The 22989-nt window shown below is 65.9% G+C and carries 2 protein-coding genes; both read left to right on the forward strand.

Going from position 1 to position 22989, the window contains the following annotated elements:
• The first annotated feature begins 1 nt into the window (after position 1).
• The gene (locus tag ACFDR6_RS07820) at positions 2-6562 is read left to right on the forward strand and encodes a non-ribosomal peptide synthetase (RefSeq protein ID WP_375857965.1); all 6561 of its coding nucleotides are present in this window, start codon (positions 2-4) and stop codon (positions 6560-6562) included.
• On the forward strand, positions 6555-22988 hold the full coding sequence (locus tag ACFDR6_RS07825; RefSeq protein WP_434056901.1) for a non-ribosomal peptide synthase/polyketide synthase: 16434 nt from the start codon (positions 6555-6557) through the stop codon (positions 22986-22988). The genes ACFDR6_RS07820 and ACFDR6_RS07825 overlap by 8 nt, the downstream gene beginning before the upstream one ends.
• Position 22989 lies beyond the last annotated feature (1 nt).

Here is a 22989-nt window from a genome sequence, read left to right on the forward strand (position 1 = left end):
CATGGCAGACACGGCAAAGCCGAGCTTGCGAGACCTTGATCCCGCGCAGATGAGAAAACTCGTCGCGCTGGCCAGGGACCGCGGCCGAAATGCCGAGAAGAGCGGCGCGATCCCCGTGGCGCCGCGCGACGGATCACTGGAGATGTCCTTTGCGCAGCAGCGGCTTTGGCTGCTGGCGCAACTCGATGGTGCCAATTCCGGCTATCATATTCGCGGTGCATTGCGGCTTTCGGGCCAGATCGATGTCGAAGCGTTGCGTCGAAGCGTCGATCGCTTGTTCGCGCGCCACGAAGCGCTACGCAGCGTCTTTCGCGTGGTCGACGAACAGCCGCGCGTGATGCTGCTGCCCGCGCACGAACGCGTTCCCCTGCTCGAACACGACCTACGCGGCCGTGACGACCGTGAGCAGGAACTCGCGCGCCTTTGCCGCGTGGAGGCTGCAACGCCGTTCGATCTTGCCACGGGACCATTGATCCGTAGCCGACTGATCCGGACGGAGGAACGGGACCATCTCTTCCTGCTCACCCAGCATCACATCGTCTCCGACGGCTGGTCGATCGGCGTGCTCGTGCGAGAGCTCGGTGCGCTCTACCGGGCTTTCGTCGCAGGCAAGGACGATCCATTGCGGCCATTGGCCATCCAGTATCCGGACTACGCCGCCTGGCAGCGACAATGGCTGTCGGGAGAGCGATTGCAGCGGCAGGTCGAGTATTGGCGAAAGGCACTCGCGGATGCGCCGGCCGTGCTCGAGTTGCCGACGGACCGGCCGCGTGGGGCGGTCAGGTCGCTCGCCGGCGCGTCCTTGCCGATCGAGATCGATGCGGAGTTGGCATCCGGCATCCGGCGGCTGGGTCAGTCGCACCACGCCAGCTCGTTCATGATCGTGCTGGCGGCCTGGGCGGCGGTGCTGTCCAGGCTCTCGGGGCAGACGGATATCGTGATCGGCACCCCGACGGCCAACCGAAACAGGCCCGAGATCGAGGGCCTGATCGGGTTCTTCGTCAATATGCTCGCTGTCCGCATCGATCTCTCGGCGGAGCCCAACGTCGCCGAACTGCTCCGCCGCGTGCGCACCGCGGCGCTCGCCGCGCAGGATCATCAGGATCTGCCGTTCGAGCAGGTCGTCGAGATCACCCAGCCGCTGCGAGGGCTGGGGCACACGCCGGTGTTTCAAGTCGCGTTCGGCTGGCAGAGCAACGAAACGGGTGCTCTCGAGTTGCCGGGCCTCAAGGCCGAGCCCGTCGATATCCCGCTCCAGCAGGTCAGGTTCGATCTCGAGCTTGGTCTCGGCGAGATGGACGGACGTATCGTCGGCTCCCTCAACTATGCGACGGCGCTGTTCGACGAGGCGACGATCAGGCGCCATCGGGACTATCTATTGACCTTGCTCCGGGCCATGGTTGCCGATGCGGACCAGATAGTCGATCGAATCGACGTTGTTGGCGCCGAGGAGTCCAGGCGCGTTCTCGACACGTGGAATGAGACCGCCACACCGTTTCCCGCCGAAAGCTGCATCCACGAACTATTTGCGGAGCAGGTGAGAAGGACGCCGGCCGCCATTGCGCTGGCCTACGATGACGTTCGCCTAAGCTATCGCGAACTCGATGCCCGCGCCGACCGGCTTGCGCGGCGCTTGATGGTTTTGGGTGTGGTGCCGGACCAGCCGGTCGCGATCTGCTTGCCGCGTGGTATCGCCATGGTCGTGAGCCTGCTGGCCGTGCTGAAGGCGGGCGGTGCGCATCTGCCGCTCGATCCCGCTTATCCGGCGGCGCGACTGCGTCAGATTGTCGAGGATGCCAGGCCGCGCGTGCTGATCGCCGACGAAGCGGGAAGCGCGATATTCCCGGATAGGGCTTGCGAGATCATCGACCCCGAAGCGGACGTATCGACCGTCACACCGCAGGCGACGTCGGGCCTTGGGGATCTCGTCACAGGGCTAACCTCGCGAAACCTCGCTTACATCATCTACACGTCCGGTTCGACCGGCCGGCCCAAGGGGGTGATGGTCGAGCACCGTGGCCTGGTGAATTTGGCACTGGCGCAGCGGGCGCTGTTCGAGCTCAATTCGCACAGCCGCGTCGTGCAGTTTGCCTCATTCAGCTTCGATGCCAGCATTTGGGAAATCGTCATGGCGCTGTGCTCGGGTGCCGTGCTGTTCCTGGCCGGCCCGCGAGAGCATCAGGATGCTTCGGAGTTGCTCGGCTTCCTCGCGGACAAAGCGATCACACATGCGACCCTGCCACCGGCGATGCTGCACGGGCGGACCGATCTCGATCGCCTTGCCTGTCTGCGGGTCCTTGTCCTGGCCGGCGAACTACCGAGGGCCGAGCTGGTCAAGGATTTGCCTGCTGGCATCGCCGTCTTCAACGGTTATGGTCCGACGGAAGCAACGGTCTGCGCGACGAGCTGGTTGCGGCATCAGGGCTTTGACGGCGACTTTGCTCCAATCGGTCGTCCGCTGCCGAATGCGCGGATCTATCTTCTGGATCGATTTGGTGCGCCCGTTCCGCTCGGTGCGGCGGGTGAGATCTACATCGGTGGCGTTGGCGTTGCGCGCGGCTATCTCAATCGGGCCGATCTGACGGCGGAGCGCTTCGTGCGCGATCCCTTCTGCGGCGATGCGGATGCGCGCATGTATCGCACCGGCGATCTCGGGCGTTATCTGCCAGACGGCAATATCGCGTTTCTGGGCCGCAACGACCACCAGGTCAAGATTCGTGGTTTCCGCATCGAGCTCGACGAGATCACGTTCCGGCTCAACGAGCATACCGACGTGACCGATTCCGTCGTGCTGGTGCAACGGGATCACGGTGGTGACGCGCGGCTGGTCGCCTATGTCGCCGTACGCCGTGGCAATGGCGCGGGGCTCGATGCCAATGAATTTGCCGGCGCGATGCGCAATCACCTGCGTACGTGCCTGCCGGACTACATGGTGCCGTCGGCCTTCGTGCGCCTCGATGCATTGCCGCTCACGCCGAACGGCAAGATCGATCGCAAGGCGTTGCCGGCGCCGGAGGATGATGCGTTTGCGCGACGCGGTTTCGAGCCGCCGCGAGGCGAGGTTGAGCAGATCGTCGCGCAGGTCTGGGCCGAGCTTTTGGGCGTCGATCGGATTGGGCGCAGCGACCACTTCTTCGAGCTCGGTGGCCACTCGTTGCTCGCAGTCCGCATGCTGGAAAGGCTGCAACGGCATGCACTCAGCGCGGACGCGCGCATGCTGTTTGCAAAGCCGGTGCTGGCCGATTTTGCCGCCGGCCTCGATGATGGCGGAGAAGCCGACGTTCCCGTGAACCGGATCTTGCCGCAGACGACGGCAATCACGCCCGAACTTTTGCCGCTGGTCGCTTTGACGCAATCTGACATCGACGGCATCGTGGCCGGCGTTCCCGGCGGCGCCGCCAACATCCAGGACATTTACGGACTGTCGCCGCTTCAGGATGGCATCCTCTTCCATCACCTGTTGTCGAAGGACGGTGATCCTTACCTGCTGGTCGGCCGGATGGCATTTGCCCGCCGCGATCTGCTCGACCGCTATCTCGATGCGGTCCGGCAGGTGGTGGACCGCCACGACATTCTGCGAACGTCCATCGTGTGGAACGGCTTGTCCACGCCGGCGCAGGTGGTTTGGAGGAATGCGCCTTTGGTCGTGAGCGAGGTCGTGCTGGACGGCGAAGGCGGCGCTGACGAGCAGCTCAGGCGGCGATTCGATCCGCGTCACCATCGGATCGATCTCGGACAGCCGCCGCTGCTGCGATTTGCCGTTGCGGCTGATCCCCGTGGAGAGCGCTGGCTGCTTCTCGTCCTGATGCACCACTTGATCGGTGACCACTCCACGCTGGAGGTGATGCACGATGAGGTCGGTAAGATCTTGTCCGGGCGAGGTCACGAACTGCCGCCGCCATATCCGTTCCGGAATCTGGTGGCGCAGGCGCGCGGATCGGCGGCGAAGGCGGATCATGAGCGCTTCTTCCGCGGAATGCTCGCCGACATCGACGAACCGACCACGCCGTTTGGGCTGGACCGGGTGCACGGCGACGGCGGCGGCGTCGTGGAAGCGCGGCGGATCTTGCCCGAAAACTTGAGTGCAAGGCTTCGTGCTCAGGCGCGGCGGCTCGGCGTCAGCCTCGCCGGCCTTTGCCATCTCGCTTGGGGACAGGTGGTGGCGCGAACCAGCGGGCGCGATCGTGTCGTGTTCGGGACCGTTCTGTTCGGCCGCATGCGGGCTGGCGCCGGCGGCGATCGCACCATGGGCCTGTTCATCAACACCTTGCCGCTGCGCCTCGATCTCGATGACACCGCGGTCGAGGACAGTGTTCGCGATGCACATCATCGGCTGACCGAGCTGATGGCGCATGAGCACGCTTCGCTGGCGCTTGCGCAACGATGCAGTGGCGTCGCGGCGCCGGCGCCTCTGTTCAGCGCCATCCTGAACTATCGACACAATGTGCCGCGAGCCGAGTTGACCGACAAGGACGGCTCCGGCACCGAATGGATCGGAGGCGAAGAGCGCACCAATTATCCCTTGATGCTGGCTGTCGAGGATTACGGCCAGACGCTTGGCTTAACCGCTCAGATCATCCGTCCGCATTCGGCCGATCGCATCTGCGCCTTGATGCAGCAGGCACTCGATCAATTGGCGGAGGTGCTGGAACATGCGCCGCGCACGCCGGTCCGACAACTCGACATTCTGCCTCCCGAGGAACGACAGCTTTTGCTGGAGGCGTGGAATCTGACGCGGGCGCAATATCCGGGAGTCGGGTCGTTTGTCGCGCAGTTCGAGGCGCAGGTGCGGAGGTCGCCGGAAGCGATCGCGCTGGTGTCCGGCGAGACGGAGCTGAGTTACGCGGCACTGAACGCGCGTGCCAACCGGTTGGCGCGGCGATTGCGCGACCGCGGCGTCGGGGCCGACGGCGTGGTCGGGCTGGCGCTCGACCGCGGTGCCGGGATGCTGGTCGCGCTGTTGGCCGTGCTGAAGGCGGGCGGGGCCTATCTGCCGATCGATCCGGATTACCCGCCGGAGCGGCTGGCGCACATGTTGCGCGACAGCGGCGCGGCGCTGGTGCTGACGCAGCAGGACTTGCAAGGTCAGTTCGCCGCCGTGCTGGCGGAAACCGGAGCCGAGGCCTGGCTGCTCGACGCTTCGGATGGCGAGGGCGACGATGCCGGCAATCTCGATGTCGCCGTTCACGGCGAGAGCCTTGCCTATGTGATCTACACCTCGGGCTCGACCGGCCTGCCCAAGGGCGTGATGGTCCGCCATGACGCCGTGACCAACTTCCTGGCGACCATGGCGGAGCAGCCGGGCATGACGGCCGCCGACCGCGTGCTCGGCTTGACCTCGCTGTCCTTCGACATCGCGGTGCTGGAGCTGTGGCTGCCGCTGACGATCGGCGCCTGCGTGGTGCTGGCCGATCGTGCGGCGGCGCATGATCCGACCAGGCTCAAGGCGATCGTGGAGCGGCACGGCGTTTCCATGATCCAGGCAACGCCATCGACCTGGCGGATGCTGCTCGATCATGACGGTCCGTCGCTGCCGGCCAGCTGCCGGGTGCTGTGCGGCGGCGAGGCGCTGCCGCCGGATTTGGCGCGGCGGCTGGTGGCGCAGGCGGGCGATGTCTGGAACCTGTATGGTCCGACCGAGACCACGGTGTGGTCGGCCCGTCACCGGCTCGATGCGGCGGACGATCGTCCGCTGCTCGGCGGCCCGATCGGCAACACCACGCTGCACATTCTCGATCGCGATCTCAACCTTGCGCCGGTCGGCGTTGCCGGCGAGCTCTATATCGGCGGCGCCGGGCTGGCCCGCGGCTATTGGCGGCGCGGCGGGCTGACGGCGGAGCGCTTCATCCCGGATCCGTTCGGTCCACCGGGCGCGCGGCTGTACCGCACCGGCGACGTGGCGCGGTGGCGGTCCGACGGTGTGCTCGACTATGTCGGCCGCGCCGATCACCAGGTGAAGATCCGCGGTTTCCGCATCGAGCTGGGCGAGATCGAGGCGCGGCTCATGGCCCAGCCTGGCGTTCGCGCGGCCGTGGTGGTGGCGCGCGAGGCCGGCGCCGGCCGCCAGCTTCTCGGTTATGTCAGCGGCGAAGCCCTGGATAGTGCGGCGCTCAAGGCGGCGTTGTCGTCAACCCTGCCGGACTACATGGTGCCGGCGCGGGTCGTGGTGCTGGAGCGCCTGCCGCTGACGCCGAACGGCAAGATCGACCGCAAGGCGCTGCCGGCGCCGGACCAGCTTGTAACGTCAGCCGAGCATGTCGCGCCGCGCACGCCGAAGGAAGCTGCGCTGGCCGCGATCTGGGCCGACCTGCTGCGCCAGCCCGACATCGGCGTCACCGACAATTTCTTCGAGCTCGGCGGGGATTCCCTGATCGCCGTCCAGCTCGTCAGCCGCATCAAGCGCGATCTCGGCCACGACCTGCCGCTCAACCGTCTATTCGAAATGACGACGGTTGAAACCATGGCGGCTGCGCTGGGTCAGGAGAGCGAAACCGACAAGCGAGGCGACGACATCGCCGCGATGCTCGACATGTTGAAGGAAGTCGAACTGTCCGATGAGTGACATGGCAAGCACGCAAAAGCAGCAGCTGCGCGACATCTCACGGCGCTTGATGCGCCTCGATGCCGGCAAGCAGCACGCGTTCCTCTCGCAGCTTGCGGCGAAGGGCGTCAACCTCGCCATGTTGCCGATCGTGCGCCAGGAGCGCAAACGTGCGCCGCTGTCCTTTGCGCAATCCCGCCTTTGGTTCCTGTGGCGGATGGACCCGGGCAGTGCCGCCTATAACATCTCGGCGACGCTGCGCGTGCGCGGCCAGCTGCAACCACGCGCGCTGCGACAGGCGTTCGATGCGCTCGTTGCGCGTCACACAGCGTTCCGTACCGTATTTCGACAGGAAGGAGAAGTCGCCGAGCAATTCATAGGCGATCCGCAACCGGTCGCATTGCGACACGTGACCCTCGATGGCGATGACCGGGAAGGACGGGCGCGTTTGCTGGCGCGACAGGAAGCCTCGCTGCCGTTCGATCTTGAATCCGGTCCGCTCATGCGCGCGGCGTTGCTGACGCTGAACGAGGACGACCACTTCCTCGTCGTCAGCCTGCACCATATCGTGACCGACGGCTGGTCGATGGGCGTGCTGGTCGATGAATTCTGGACGCTGTACGCGGCATTTGCCTGCGGTGAAACGCCGGCCTTGCCGGAGCCGGAGATCGAATATGCCGACTATGCCGAATGGCAACGGCTCTGGATGAGTGCGGTCGACGGCGCGCGGCAGGTCGATTACTGGACCAAACGTCTTGCCGACCCGGCCGTGCTCCAACTGCCGTTCGACCGGTCGCGGCCGGCGGTGCCCGATCTTGCGGGCGCAGCACGCCGCATTCCACTTGATCCGGCGCTGGCGGACGGTTTGCGCGCGCTGGCGCGGCGCCACCGCACGACACTGTTCGTCGTGATGCTGGCGAGCTTCAAGCTGCTGCTCTACCGCTATACGGGCCAATCCGACATCAACATCGGCGTGCCGGTCGCCAATCGGCACCGCGACGAAACACGCAACGTGATCGGCTTGTTCGTCAACACCCAGGTGCTTCGTACGCGGATCGACGGCCGGGCGCCGATCGGCGCCTTCATTGCGGCAGTCCATTCGGCCACAGTAGAGGCACAAGAGAACCAGGATCTTCCGTTCGAACGACTGTTCGAGATCCTCCAGCCCACGCGCAGCCTGAGCCAGAATCCGCTTTTTCAGGTCCTCTACAACCATCAACGACGCCGGGGGTCGGGCAATCCGCCCGATCGGACCGGACTTCAGATCGAAACCATCGATGCCGAGGTCGATACGGTCAAGTTCGACCTCGCGCTCGACACGGACGAGGGGTCATCGGGCGAGATCCGGGCGATCCTCACCTACGCGACGGCGCTGTTCGAAGGCGCGACGATCGAGCGCTTGGCGGCGCACTGGACCACGATTTTGAAAGCGATGGTTGCCGACGACGTGCAATCCATCGCCGATGTGCCGTTGCTCTCCGACGAGGAGCTGGAGAAGCTGCGCCATTGGAACGATGCGGATGCTGGAACGAGAGACGCACCGTTCACACCGGTGCACTTGACGGTGGCACGGCTGGCGGCCTCAACGCCCGACGCGACGGCCCTGGTCTTCGGCGATGATGACATCAGCTATTCCGAGCTCAACCGTCGCGCCAACCGCCTCGCGCATCACTTGATCGGCCGGGGTGTCGGGCCCACCGACCTCGTCGGCGTCTCGGCACGACGCTCGCCGCATCTCATCGTGGCGCTGCTCGCGATCTTGAAGACGGGGGCGGCCTATCTGCCGCTCGATCCCGAACATCCGGCCAGGCGACAGATCGGCACCCTGAGCGATGCGGGCGCGAATGTCGTTCTGGTTGACGCGGATGGCTCGGTATTGACGCCGCCGCCCGCCGGCATCGACGTCATCCCACTCGATGCGACCCACCTCGTGCAGGAGAGCGAGAGCGATCCCGAGATCGCGGTGGCGCCAACGAGCCTTGCCTATGTGATCTACACCTCCGGCTCGACCGGTATCCCGAAGGGTGTTGCGGTCGAGCACGGCCCGTTCGCGATGCATTGCGAGGTGACGGCCGGGCTCTACGATATGGACCGGCACTCGCGCGAGCTGCATTTCCTGTCCTTCACCTTCGACGGGGCCCATGAGCGACTTTGGACCGCGCTGACCTGCGGCGCAGCGCTCGTGATGCGCGATGCCGATCTGTGGTCGGCCGAGCAGACCCTCGACGTTCTCCGCCGGCAGCGCGTCACCAACGCCGGATTCCCGCCTACCTATCTGCAACAGCTCGCCGACTTCGCAATGTGGCGCGGCGATCCGCCGCCCGTGGAGCTCTATTCGTTCGGCGGCGAGGCGATGGCCAAGGCGGGCTTCGACAAGGTCAAGCGCGCGCTCAAACCGCGCACATTGATCAACGGCTACGGGCCGACCGAAACCGTGGTGACGCCGCTGGTCTGGAAGGTCGATGCCGACGAAGAGATTGAAGGCAATTACGCGCCGATAGGCCGCCCCGTGGGCCGCCGCTCTGCCTATATCCTGGACAGTGATCTCAACATCGTCCCGGTCGGCGTGACCGGTGAGCTGTTCATCGGCGGCGAGGGACTGGCGCGTGGTTACTGGCGGCGCGCCGAGCTGACGGCTGAACGCTTCGTCCCTGATCCGTTCGGTGCGCCGGGGGCGCGGCTCTATCGCACCGGCGATCTGGCGCGGTGGCGCGCCGACGGGGTGATCGAATATGTCGGCCGCTCCGATCACCAGGTGAAAATCCGCGGCTTCCGGATCGAGCTCGGCGAGATCGAGGCATGGCTGATGCGGCAGGCCGGCGTGCAGTCGGCTGTCGTCGTTGCCCGCGACGCCGGCGTCAGTCGCCAACTGGTCGGATATGTCGCCGGCGACGGACCGTTCGACGAGGCAACCATGCGCGCGGCGCTCTCGGACGAGCTGCCTGATTACATGGTGCCAGCCCGTATCGTGCCGCTGGAGCGGCTGCCGCTCACCGCGCACGGCAAGGTCGATCGCGATGCCCTGCCGGCCCCCGAGATGCCCACCGCAATCGCTGCGCACGTGGCGCCGCGCTCTGCGGCCGAGATGGTGCTCGCTGCGATCTGGGCCGAACTGCTCGGCCAGCCCGTCATCGGTGTCGAGGACAATTTCTTCGAGCTCGGCGGCGATTCCATCATCTCGCTACAACTGGTCGGCCGCGCCCGCCAGGCGGGCTTATTGATCGAACCGCGTGACGTGTTCCGGCATCAGACCTTGCAGGATTTGGCGCGGGTCGCGCGAAGTGAGAGCAGGGCGGGTCATGTCGCCCCGGAAGTCGAGATCGAAGGCCATGAGCATCCGCTGCTGCCGGTTCAGTTGCGGTTCTTCGGCGAAGATGCGGGGGACCGTCATCATTGGAACCAGGCCGTCCTGTTGATGCCGAAGTCGCGGCTCGACTGGAAAGTTGTCGAGTCCTCGGTCGCCGCTCTCGTCGCTCATCATGCGGCTCTGCGTCTGCGCTTTGAGAGGATTGATGGCGGCTGGCGCGCGACCTATGGCTCGTCGCTGGCGGTGTCGGAATTGCTTTGGATTCGACCCGACGTTCGCGATGCAGCCGAGGTCACGGAAGTTGCAGCGTCGGCCCAGGCCAGCCTGTCGCTGGCCGGGCCGCTGCTGCGCGTGGTCGGCATGGATCTCGCGGGCGGCAGCCAGCGGCTTCTGGTGATCGTGCATCATCTCGTCATCGACGGCGTGTCATGGCGCGTGCTCCTCGAAGACTTGGCGACGGCGTACGATCAGTTCGGCCAAGGCGCAGGTTCGGTTGCGCTGGCGAGGAGCGACTCCTATGCATCCTGGGGCGCGCGGTTGCAGGCCTATGCTCGAACGGACGAGCTGGCCGCCGAGCTCGATTATTGGTTCGAGCGCGGAGCGCATGCTGCGGTTCCCTGCGACGATGATCATGACGGGGTCGACCGGGTTGCCGATGGCGAGCAGGTCCTGCTGGCATTTGACGCTGGCTTGACGGCGCGGTTGTTGAAGGAAACTCCGTCCGCCTACCGTACGCAGGTCAACGATCTCCTGCTGGCAGCACTTGCACGAGCGGTGTCGCGCTGGAGCGGAATCGAGGATTTGGTCGTCGAGCTCGAAGGTCATGGCCGCGAGGACGTGTTCGACGGTGCCGACATATCCCGCACCATCGGCTGGTTCACCACGGCCTTTCCGGTGCGGTTGCCGGGCGGTTCGGGAGACGATGCCGCGCTGATCAAAGCCGTCAAGGAGGAACTTCGCGCCGTTCCGAGCCGCGGGCTGGGTTACGGCGTTCTGCGTCATCTCGGCAACGAGACGCAGCGCAGCGCGCTGGCGGCAGGTCCCGAACCGCGCATCGTCTTCAACTATCTCGGCCAGTTCGATTCCAGCATGGGAGAGGCCGCACCGTTCCGCCTCGCGCCCGAGAGCGCGGGACCGATGCGCAGCGATAGCGCGCCGCTGGGCCGCTGGGTGAGCATCAACGGGCAGGTCGGTGAAGGACAATTGCGCCTGTCGTTCAGCTATGGCCGCAGGCGCTATCGGCGGGCAACGATCGAACGTCTGGCGGCGCATTATGCTGCGGCCCTGCGCGAGCTCGTTGACCACTGCACCGGTGGCGGTCGCGGCGTAACGCCGTCCGACTTCGCGTTGTCGAACCTGAACCAGGCTGATCTCGACGTACTGGTCGCAACGACCGATTGCCACGAGATCGAGGATATCTATCCGCTCTCGCCGATGCAGCAGGGCATGCTGTTCCATGCCCTGCGTGATGGCGAGAGTGGGAATTACGTCAACCAGATCGGACTGGAGATCCGCGGCCTCGATGGCGGCAAGCTGCGCGCGGCCTGGCACGAAGTCAGCGCGCGGCACGCCGTGTTGCGAACTGGATTTGCATGGCGTGAACTGTCGGGCGCCGCGCAGCAGGTCGTCTATCGCTCCGCACATCTGGCATTCGAGGAGGAAGACTGGCGCGCGCGGGCGGCAGCCCTGGACGACGAAGAGCTCCGAGCCGCGCTGTCCCGCGTCTCGCAAGCAGAGCGCGCAGAAGCGTTCGATCTGTCGCAGGCGCCGCTGCAGCGAGTGCGGCTGATCCGGCTCGACGAGGCGCGCCACTGGCTGATCTGGACGCACCACCATATCCTGCTCGACGGCTGGAGCGCAGCACGCTTGATGGCCGAGATCTTGCAGCACGAGCGCGGCGAACGCTTGCCGGTCGTCAAAGGCCGCTATCGCGATTACATCGCGTGGCTGCAAGGGCAAGACCGCGATGCATCGACTTCGTTCTGGCGCACGGCGTTGTCGGAATTGGAGGAGCCCAGTTTCCTCGCAGACGCGCTGGGAGGACCCGTAACCGGCGGTGCCTCCGGCCATGGCTCGCTGGACCTGCTGCTGACGGCGGAGTTGACGGCAAGCCTGCAGGCGTTTGCCAGGCGGGAGCGCGTCACGCTCAACACCATGGTGCAGGGCGCCTGGGCGCAGTTGTTGCGTCGTCACACCGGGCAGCGCGCAGTCTGTTTCGGTGCGACGGTCTCGGGCCGTCCGGCCGAGCTCGACGGGTCGGAGGACATGGTCGGCCTGTTCATCAACACGCTGCCCGTCGTCGACCAGGCCAGCCCGCAAACTGAAGTGGGAGCGTGGCTGCGCGACCTCCAGGCGCGCAACATCGATCTGCGCGACCACGGCTGGATGCCGCTCTATGACATTCAGGGCCTTGCCGGCCGCTCCGGGCGTGCGCTGTTCGACAATATTCTCGTGTTCGAGAACTACCCGATCGATCAGGCGCTTCGGGGCGAGAGCGAAAGCGGACGCCGGCTCGGCCGGGCGGAGCAGGTCTCGATTACCAATTATGCGCTCACGGTGGCCGTGTTCGCGAAGTCCGACGGCATCAATCTGGGCTTTCGTTACGACCGCGGTCGCTTCGACGACGACCAGATCAGATATTTGCAGGCCTCGCTGTCGCGGCTGCTGGTCAGGATCGTGGAGAACGTGTCGCGGCCCGTTGGTGCGCTCGACGGTCTCGATGCCGACGAGAAGCAGAGAGTGCTCGGCTGGAGTGGCAGTGCCGAAAGAGGGCGGTCATTTAACGACAGCATCGTCGCGCAGATCGAATCTCGGGCCGCGGCTTCGCCGTCGTCGGCCGCATTGATCTTCGGCGACCAGCAGATCAATTATGGCGAGTTGAATGCGCGTGCCAATCGGCTGGCGTGGCGGTTGCTGCAGCATGGAATTGGCCGCGATCGGCTGATCGGCTTGGCACTCGAGCGCAGCGTCGAGCTGATCGTCGGCGTGCTGGCCGTGCTGAAGGCGGGCGGTGCCTATCTGCCGCTCGATCCCGACTACCCCTCCGATCGGCTGCTGCACATGCTGCGCGACAGCGGAACAGCACTGGTGCTGACGCAAGAGCAGTTGCTTCCGCACCTGGCGCCGGTGATCGGGGAGGCGGGCGCTGAGGCCTGGACCATCGACGGAGAGGCCGGCGCTCGCCTCGTGGAGCTTTCTGACAATCTGGGCACGGAGCTTCATCCGGACAGCCTGGCCTATGTGATGTACACGTCGGGCTCGACCGGCGTGCCCAAGGGAGTGGCCTGTTTGCATCGCGCGCTTGTGGCGCGACTCGGCTGGATGCAAGCGGAGTATTGTCTCGATCCCGGCGAAACCTTGCTGCACAAGACGCCGTTCAGCTTTGATGTCTCGGTCTGGGAGATCTTGTGGCCGCTCGCTACCGGCGCGCGGCTTGCGATCGCGGCTCCAGGTGCGCATCGCGAGCCTCGGCTGCTGGTGGACGCCGTCATCGCTCATGACGTGACGACGCTGCATTTCGTGCCGCAGATGCTCGAGCATTTCGTGACCGAGCCGAGCGTGGCACGCTGCACTTCGCTCAAGCGCCTGTTTGCCGGCGGTGAGGCGCTGTCGCTCGACCTGATGAGGCGCGTCCTCCAGGCATTCCCCGGTGTCCGGTTCGACAACCGCTATGGCCCGACAGAAGCCCTGATCAATGCAACCTATTGGACCTGCCGTGACGAGGGGGCGGCGCGCGTGCCGATCGGGCGGCCTATTCCCGGCGTGACGATTCGTATTCTCGACACCGATCTGAACATGGTTCCGGCGGGCGTGACCGGTGAGCTGTTCATCGGCGGGGCGGGTCTGGCGCGGGGCTATTGGCGGCGCGAGAAGCTGACGGCTGAGCGTTTCATACCCGATCCATTCGGGCATACCGGTGAGCGTCTCTATCGATCGGGAGATCTGGCGCGCTGGCGGCCTGATGGCGCTATCGACTATATCGGGCGCGCGGATCATCAGATCAAGATTCGCGGCTTCCGCGTCGAGCTCGGAGAGATCGAGGCGCGGCTGCTCGAGCAACCCGGCGTTCGCTCTGCCGTCGTGGTGGCGCGCGCTGTCGGCGTGAGCCGCCAACTCGTTGGTTACGTCAGCGGCAGCGGCGAGTTGGCGGAGGCAGGCTTACGGACCGCGCTGTCGGCCGTCTTGCCGGACTACATGGTGCCGTCCAGAATAGCGGTGTTGGAGCGACTGCCTTTGATGCCGAGCGGCAAGGTGGATCGCCATGCCCTGCCGGCGCCCGAGATGGTCCATGGGAGTGCGGAGCATCAGGCGCCACGCACGCCGGCCGAGATTGTCTTCGCGGCGATCTGGGCCGAGCTGCTCGGCCGGCCCGCCGTCGGCCTCACTGACAATTTCTTCGAGCTCGGTGGCGATTCCATCATCTCGCTCCAGATGGTGAGTCGCGCGCGGCGCTCCGGATATCTGATCGAGCCCCGCGACGTGTTTCAGCATCAGACGCTGGAATCGCTGGCGCAGGCGGCGCGGACCGTGCAGCGCACGGAGACGCTCGCCGACCAAGGGCAGATCATCGGCCCGCATCCGCTCTTGCCGATCCAGTCCCGCTTCTTTGCGGAGGACATGCAGAATCGGGATCATTGGAACCAGGCGGTCCTGCTGCAGCCGAGAGATCGAATCGACTGGGACGTGATGCGGCGCGCACTCGGTGCTGTGGTCGATCATCACGACGCGCTGCGCCTGCGCTTCGAGCAGAGGCAGGGGAGCTGGCATGCCGAGCATGGCACCGCTCCGGCCGCGGACCCGCTGCTCTGGGTCCGGCACGGGATCGACCGCAATGCCGTGACGGCGCTGGCATCATCGGCGCAGGCGAGCTTGTCGATCTCCGGCGGGTTGCTGTTGCGCGCGGTCGGAATCGACGTCGCTGATGGCAGTCAGCGGCTTCTGATCGCGATCCACCATCTCGTGGTCGACGGCGTGTCATGGCGAATTCTGCTGGAGGACGTCGCTTCTGCTTACACGCAGCTTGCGCAGGGCGCCGCCACGGTCACGTTACCGCCGAAGAGCCACGCTTACGCGCTGTGGGGTCAGCGCTTGCAGGCTTACGCAACGTCGCCCGAACTGGCGTCCGAACTATCGTACTGGACAAACCGCACCGCGAACGCGGATATTCCCTGCGACGACGATCATCCCGGCGTCGATCGCATGGCGGACGCCGATGAGGTCCAGCTGTCATTCGAAAGCGAGTGGACGCAGCGGCTGCTCACGGACGCTCCGTCGGCCTACCGCACGCAAATCAACGATCTTCTTCTCGCCGGCCTCGCCCGCGCCGTCTGGCAATGGAGCGGGCAGGACGACGTCCTCGTCGAGCTGGAGGGGCACGGCCGCGAACACCTGTCGGGCGATCTCGACCTCTCGCGTACGATCGGCTGGTTCACGACGGCCTTTCCCGTGCGGCTTCGCGACGGCTCGCAAGAGCCTTCGCTATTGATCAAGTCGGTGAAGGAGGAGCTTCGCTGCATTCCCGGCCGCGGGCTGGGCTACGGCGTGTTGCGCTATCTCGGCACCGAAGAGCAACGCATGGCGCTGGCGCATGTCGGAGAGCCGAAGATTGCTTTCAATTATCTCGGACGGATCGACAGCGGTGACGCCGACGCGGCGCTGTTCGCGATGGCGGCGGAGAGCGCTGGCCCGTCGCGCGATGCATCGAGCGCGCTGCGGCGCTGGCTGAGCGTGAACGGGACGGTGCGCGATGGCCGGCTGCTTCTGTCCTTCAGTTTCGGCCGCAAGCGCTATCGGCGCGAGACCGTCGAGCGATTGGCCGCGTTGTACGAGGATGCACTGCGTGAGCTGGTCGGTCATTGCACCGGCGGCGTGTGCGGCCTGACGCCATCAGACGTGGCATTGTCGGGTCTCGATCAGGCCGAGCTCGACAGGCTTGCGCTCGATTGGCACGAGATCGAGGACATCTATCCATTGTCGCCGATGCAGCAGGGCATGTTGTTCCATGCGATGCACGACGGCGAGAGTGGCCTCTATGTCAATCAGGTGGCGGCGGAAATCCGTGGCCTGGATGCCCAGAGGTTGTGCCGCGCCTGGCAAGCTGCCAGCGATCGCCATGCCGTGCTGCGGACCGGATTTGTCTGGCGTGACCTGTCCGGCGCGCCGCAACAGGTCGTTTATCGACGGGCCGAAGTGCCTTTTGCGGAGGAGGACTGGCGGACTCGGATTGTCGCGTGGGACCAGGCGCAATTGGACGCGGCGCTGGCGGATGTTTCGCGGCGGGACCGGGCCGCCGGGTTCGACCTGTCACAGCCGCCCTTGCAGCGGGTCCGGCTGATCCGGCTCGACGACGACAGGCATTGGCTGATCTGGACGCACCATCACATCCTCCTCGACGGATGGAGCTCGGCGCGGTTGATCGCCGAGGTGATGCAGCACAGCGGCGAGGGGCGACTGCCGGCCTTGCAACATCGTTACTGCGACTATATCGCGTGGCTGAAGGGGCGCGACGGCGACGCGGCGGCGGCATTCTGGCACGATGCAACGGCCGGCCTGGACGAGCCGAGTTTCCTGGCGGACAGCCTGGCCGAGCGAGTGGATGCGGAAACGTCCGGCCATGGAATGCTTGCGCTGGAGCTGGACCCTGCCTTGACCGGGCGGTTGCAGGACTTTGCCGCGCGCGAGCGGATCACGATGAACACGCTGGTGCAGGCGGCATGGGCGCAGCTGCTTCGACAGCATACCGGACAAGGGACGGTCTGCTTCGGTGTCACCGTGTCGGGCAGGCCGCCTGAGCTTGCCGGCGCCGAAGAGATGGTCGGCCTGTTCATCAACACGTTGCCGGTCGTTGACGACGTCAGTCCGCAGCAGACCGTCGGAGCATGGCTGCGCGAGCTACAGGACCGCAATCTGGCCTTGCGCGAGTTCGGCTCGACGCCGCTCTACGAAATCCAGCGCCTCGCGGGGCGTCCCGGACGGCCGCTGTTCGACAGCATCCTGGTGTTCGAGAACTATCCGGTTGACCGCGCGCTGCTCGGAAACAACCGGCAGATCCAGGTCGGCGAGACCCGGATCGTCGAGACCAGTAATTATCCGTTGTTCGCAAGCGTCGGCGTCGATGAGCACCTGCGCCTCGTGTTCAACTATCAGCGCAAGCATTTCGACGAGGCGCAGATCGCGCGGCTACAGCAGGCCTTCGTGCGGCTGATCGAAGCGCTGAGCATCGATGCCGATCGACCGGTGGGCGAGATCGCGGCGTACGATCCCGCGGATGACGTCCTGCTCGCCCGGGCGAATGACACGCTACGATCTGAACAGCGCAAGGGGATTGTCGCGCAGTTCGAGGCGCAGGTGCGGAGGTCGCCGGAAGCGATCGCGCTGGTGTCCGGCGAGACGGAGCTGAGTTACGCGGCACTGAACGCGCGTGCCAACCGGTTGGCGCGGCGATTGCGCGACCGCGGCGTCGGGGCCGACGGCGTGGTCGGGCTGGCGCTCGACCGCGGTGCCGGGATGCTGGTCGCGCTGTTGGCCGTGCTGAAGGCGGGCGGGGCCTATCTGCCGATCGATCCGGATTACCCGCCGGAGCGGCTGGCGCACATGTTGCGCGACAGCGGCGCGGCGCTGGTGCTGACGCAGCAGGACTTGCAAGGTCAGTTCGCCGCCGTGCTGGCGGAAACCGGAGCCGAGGCCTGGCTGCTCGACGCTTCGGATGGCGAGGGCGACGATGCCGGCAATCTCGATGTCGCCGTTCACGGCGAGAGCCTTGCCTATGTGATCTACACCTCGGGCTCGACCGGCCTGCCCAAGGGCGTGATGGTCCGCCATGACGCCGTGACCAACTTCCTGGCGACCATGGCGGAGCAGCCGGGCATGACGGCCGCCGACCGCGTGCTCGGCTTGACCTCGCTGTCCTTCGACATCGCGGTGCTGGAGCTGTGGCTGCCGCTGACGATCGGCGCCTGCGTGGTGCTGGCCGATCGTGCGGCGGCGCATGATCCGACCAGGCTCAAGGCGATCGTGGAGCGGCACGGCGTTTCCATGATCCAGGCAACGCCATCGACCTGGCGGATGCTGCTCGATCATGACGGTCCGTCGCTGCCGGCCAGCTGCCGGGTGCTGTGCGGCGGCGAGGCGCTGCCGCCGGATTTGGCGCGGCGGCTGGTGGCGCAGGCGGGCGATGTCTGGAACCTGTATGGTCCGACCGAGACCACGGTGTGGTCGGCCCGTCACCGGCTCGATGCGGCGGACGATCGTCCGCTGCTCGGCGGCCCGATCGGCAACACCACGCTGCACATTCTCGATCGCGATCTCAACCTTGCGCCGGTCGGCGTTGCCGGCGAGCTCTATATCGGCGGCGCCGGGCTGGCCCGCGGCTATTGGCGGCGCGGCGGGCTGACGGCGGAGCGCTTCATCCCGGATCCGTTCGGTCCACCGGGCGCGCGGCTGTACCGCACCGGCGACGTGGCGCGGTGGCGGTCCGACGGTGTGCTCGACTATGTCGGCCGCGCCGATCACCAGGTGAAGATCCGCGGTTTCCGCATCGAGCTGGGCGAGATCGAGGCGCGGCTCATGGCCCAGCCTGGCGTTCGCGCGGCCGTGGTGGTGGCGCGCGAGGCCGGCGCCGGCCGCCAGCTTCTCGGTTATGTCAGCGGCGAAGCCCTGGATAGTGCGGCGCTCAAGGCGGCGTTGTCGTCAACCCTGCCGGACTACATGGTGCCGGCGCGGGTCGTGGTGCTGGAGCGCCTGCCGCTGACGCCGAACGGCAAGATCGACCGCAAGGCGCTGCCGGCGCCGGACCGGCTTGTAACGTCAGCCGAGCATGTCGCGCCGCGCACGCCGAAGGAAGCTGCGCTGGCCGCGATCTGGGCCGACCTGTTGCGCCAGCCCGACATCGGCGTCACCGACAATTTCTTCGAGCTCGGCGGGGATTCCATCACCTCGTTGCAGATGGTGAGCCGGGCGCGGCGCGAAGGCGTGCTCATCGAGCCACGCGACGTGTTCCGGCATCAGACCATCGAGGCGCTGGCTGCGTTGGGCCGCGATGTCGGCTCCAGCAAGGACACCTCGGCATCCGAGCGCGGTTCGCTCGCGGGGATGTCCGCCGAGCAGCTTGAGCGCCTCGACCTGGACTGGAACCGCATCGAGGACGTCTATCCGTTGTCGCCGATGCAGCAGGGAATGCTGTTTCACAGCCTGCGTGATGCCGGCAGCGGCGTCTACGTCAATCAGGTCAGCGTCGAGATCAGAGGTCTCGATCCCGAGCGTCTCGGCAAAGCATGGCGCGAGGTGAGCGAGCGCCATCAGATGCTTCGCACCGGCTTTTTGTGGCGGGAGCTTTCCGGCTCTCCGCTCCAGGTCGTCTATCATGATGCCGTCACGCCGTTCGAACAGGAGGACTGGCGCGGGCAGGTCGTCGGTGACGAACGGATCGCGGCCGCCCTTGCCGACGAGCGCGCCGCCGAGTTCGATCCCCAGACACCGCCGCTCCAGCGGGTACGGCTGCTGCGGCTGCAGGACGATCTGTACCGGCTGATCTGGACGTATCATCACATCCTGATGGATGGCTGGAGTTCAGCCAGGCTCGTCGGAGAAATCCTGGAGTGCTATTATGGCGGCAGGCCCGCCGCAAATGCGACGCGCTACCGCGACTACATCGCCTGGCTGCTGGCTCAGGATGCGAAAGCTGCGGAAAGTTTCTGGCGCGAGCAGCTCAGAGGCTTCGACCAGCCGACGCAGCTGGCCGACGCCTTCGGTGCGCGCCGCCATCAGGCCTCCGGTCACGAGCGCTGCTACACGCGTCTCGGAGAGACGGCGACCGCTGAGCTGAAGGCGTTCGCGCGGCGCGAACGGATCACGCTGAACACGATTGTGCAGGGCGTGTGGGCCTTGCTGCTTCAGCGCTGTACCGGCCAGAGCACCGTGACGTTCGGTGTGACGGTCGCTGGTCGTCCGGCCAGTCTCGACGGATCGCAGCAGATGCTCGGGCTCTTCATCAACACACTGCCCGCGATCGAAACGCTTCCGCCGGCCAGCTCCATCGGCGACTGGTTGCGCGCGCTGCAGGACCGCAATTCGGCGATCCGGGATTACGAGCACACACCGCTCTATGACATCCAGGGCTGGGCCGGTCGTGCCGGCCAGACCATGTTCGACAGTATCATCGTGTTCGAGAACTATCCGATCGAACGCAGCATGCACCGCGGCGCCGGTGCTCTCCAGTTCAGCGGTCTGAAGAACGTCGATGTGACGAACTATCCCATGGACCTGTCGGTTCTCGTAGAAGACACGCTTCAGGTTGAATATACCTACATGCCGAGCCATTTCACGACAGAGCAGGCAGCGCAGATCAAGACGCAGTTCGAGCATCTGCTGGCTGCGCTGACGCGGGACGCCACGGCATTGCTCGGCAGCATCGATCCCGTCACGCAGCTCGATGTCGCTCCTGCGGATCTTTGCAATCGTCACGCGACGTCGAGCGCACCGCTGCCTATGGTGCACGAAGCGATCAGCAACCACGCGCAGCGTCATCCGGATCGGACAGCGCTGACCATTGGCAGCACGGTGCTCTCTTTCGGAAAAATCGAGCACAAGGCCAACCGTCTGGCTCATTACCTCATCGCCCGGGGTCTCAAGCCCGAGCAGCGCGTCGGCGTCGTGGTCGAGCGAACCGCAGTCACGATGATTGCGCTGCTGGCTGTCCTCAAGGCGGGCGGCGCTTACATTCCACTCGATCCGGAGTTGCCACCCGAGCGGCATGCCTTCGTCATGCGCGATGCCGCGATCGCATTCCTGCTGACGGGACGGCTGGAAACTGAAGACAGCCCGGATGGCATCGAAAGGATCGCGCTGTCCACGTTCGACTTCGACGCGGGACCCGACCATCCGCCGCAACCTGAACTGCATCCGGAAAATCTCGCCTATCTGATCTACACCTCGGGCTCGACGGGCACACCGAAGGGGGTCGCCGTCGCGCACGGGCCGCTGGCGATGCACTGTCACGTCACAGGCGGCCTCTACGAGATCGACGAAAGCTCGTGCGAGCTGCATTTCCTGTCGCTGGCCTTCGATGGCGCTCATGAGCGCTGGCTGACGGTTCTGTCTCACGGCGCGCGGCTGCTGATGCGTGACGCCGAATTGTGGACGCCGGAGCAGACCGTCGAGAACCTGCAGGCCCATCGCGTCAGCCATATCGGGTTGCCGCCGGCCTATCTTCAGCAGGTGGCGGAATGCGTCGAGCAGAACGGCAACCCGCCGCCGGTCAAGCTCTATTCGTTTGGCGGCGAGGCGATGCCGAAGGCGGGGTTCGACAAGGTCAAGCGCATCCTCCAGCCGCGCATCCTGATCAATGGCTACGGCCCCACGGAAACCGTTGTCACGCCCCTGGTCTGGAAGGTAGACGGTACGGGCGAGTGCGACACGCCCTATGCGCCGATCGGCGTCCCGGTCGGAGACCGCCGCGCCTACATCCTCGATGGCGGGCTCGACATCATTCCCGCCGGCGTCGCCGGCGAGCTGTATCTCGGCGGCTTCGGGCTGGCGCGCGGATATCACGGCAAAGCGGGCATGACGGCCGAGCGATTCGTGCCTGATCCTTTTTCCGCGGTGTCGGGCGCGCGGCTGTACCGCACCGGCGATCTGGCGCGTTGGCGCGATGACGGTGCAGTGGAATATCTTGGCCGTAGCGACGACCAGGTCAAGGTCAACGGCTTCCGAATCGAGCTCGGGGAGATTCAGACCTCGCTGCTCCGTCACGAAGCGGTCGCGCAGGCGGCGGTCGTGGCTGCGCCGGCGGCGGCCGGAAATCAGCTCATCGCCTATGTCGCTCCGAAGGCGGCAGGCGACGCAGCGGCTGGCGCGGCCGAGGCGCTGGTCGAGCGCTTGTCCGGTTTCCTGAAGCAGATCCTGCCGGCCTATATGGTGCCGGCGCGGATCATGGTGCTCAAGCAATTGCCCACATTGTCGAGCGGCAAGGTCGATCGGCGTGCATTGCCCGCTCCCGATGCGTCGATGCGGAGCTTCGTCGCCCCGCAAGGCCCGGCAGAGATCGCGATGGCGCGCCTGTGGTCCGACATCTTGGACGTGCCGCAGGTCGGCGCCACCGACAATTTCTTCGAGCTCGGCGGCAATTCGATTCTGTGTCTCAAGGTCGTAGCGCGGCTGCGACAGGACAAGACGTTCGGGATCGAGATCAAGCTGCGTGATCTTCTTCAGAAGCCCACGATCCGTGCGCTGCTCGCGGACGGCGGGGCCGCCGCGTCGGCCGCACCTTCGGCGCTGCTGCCTCTCAACGCCGCAGTTCGCACCGCCAATCCGGTGTTCTGCGTGCATGGCGGCTTCGGCACGGTGTTCGACTATGGTCCATTGGCGCGTCGGCTCGAAGGGCGGCGGCAGGTGATCGGGCTGCAATCGAGGATGCTGGTCGACCCGTCCTGGAGCGACAGTTCGCTCGAGGCGATGGCGGTGGACTATGCAGCCGAGATCAGGCGGAGTCAGCTGCGCGGCCCCTATAGCCTGGTCGGCTGGTCGCTGGGAGGGCTGCTGGCAAGTCTCGTTGCGGCCGAGCTCGAACGTGGCGGTGAGCGTGTCGATCGCCTCGCGTTGGTCGACAGCTTCGTGCCGCGACAGCCGGACGGATCGAGCCGGCAGGAGGCGATCGCCCATTGGGCTGACGATCTCGCCGGATTGCTGTCGGCCGTGCTTCCGAGCGCGGCGGCCTCTCGCATCAACGCACCTGTCGACGCTGCGAAACGCGCTGGCCTGCCGGAGATGCCGGAGAGCATTCGTGATGTGGTCGCGGCCGTCATGGAGCAGGGCAGGGGCGTGAGGACGGACGAGGCGTTGCTTGGTGCGGATGATGTGTCCGCCGCCTTCGCGGTCGGACGGCATCTCAACCGGCTGGCGCAGAAGGCGACGCTGCCGCAGAGCCTCGAAGTCGCGCCACTGTGCTGGTGGACGTCGGCTCGTCTGGCGCAACGCGATCGGCTGGAATTGCAGCTGCCGAAGGCCGTCGATCGCGGCGTCGCTGGCGACAACCATTTCACGATCCTGAAGCATGCCGGCCTGCTCGATGAGATCTGCAGCCTGCTCGCGCCGGCGGCAGCGTCCAGGGTCGTGCAGGATACGATTCCGGAACCGGCGGAGTAGG

The sequence above is a fragment of the Bradyrhizobium tunisiense genome (genome assembly GCF_042263385.1).
In the GTDB taxonomy this organism is placed as follows: Bacteria; Pseudomonadota; Alphaproteobacteria; order Rhizobiales; family Xanthobacteraceae; genus Bradyrhizobium; species Bradyrhizobium tunisiense.

Bases quoted from the DNA above. Each gene is read 5' to 3' on its own strand.
- ACFDR6_RS07825 (WP_434056901.1), top strand. From the start codon at position 6,555: ATGAGTGACATGGCAAGCACGCAAAAGCAGCAGCTGCGCGACATCTCA.
- ACFDR6_RS07820 (WP_375857965.1), top strand. From the start codon at position 2: ATGGCAGACACGGCAAAGCCGAGCTTGCGAGACCTTGATCCCGCGCAG.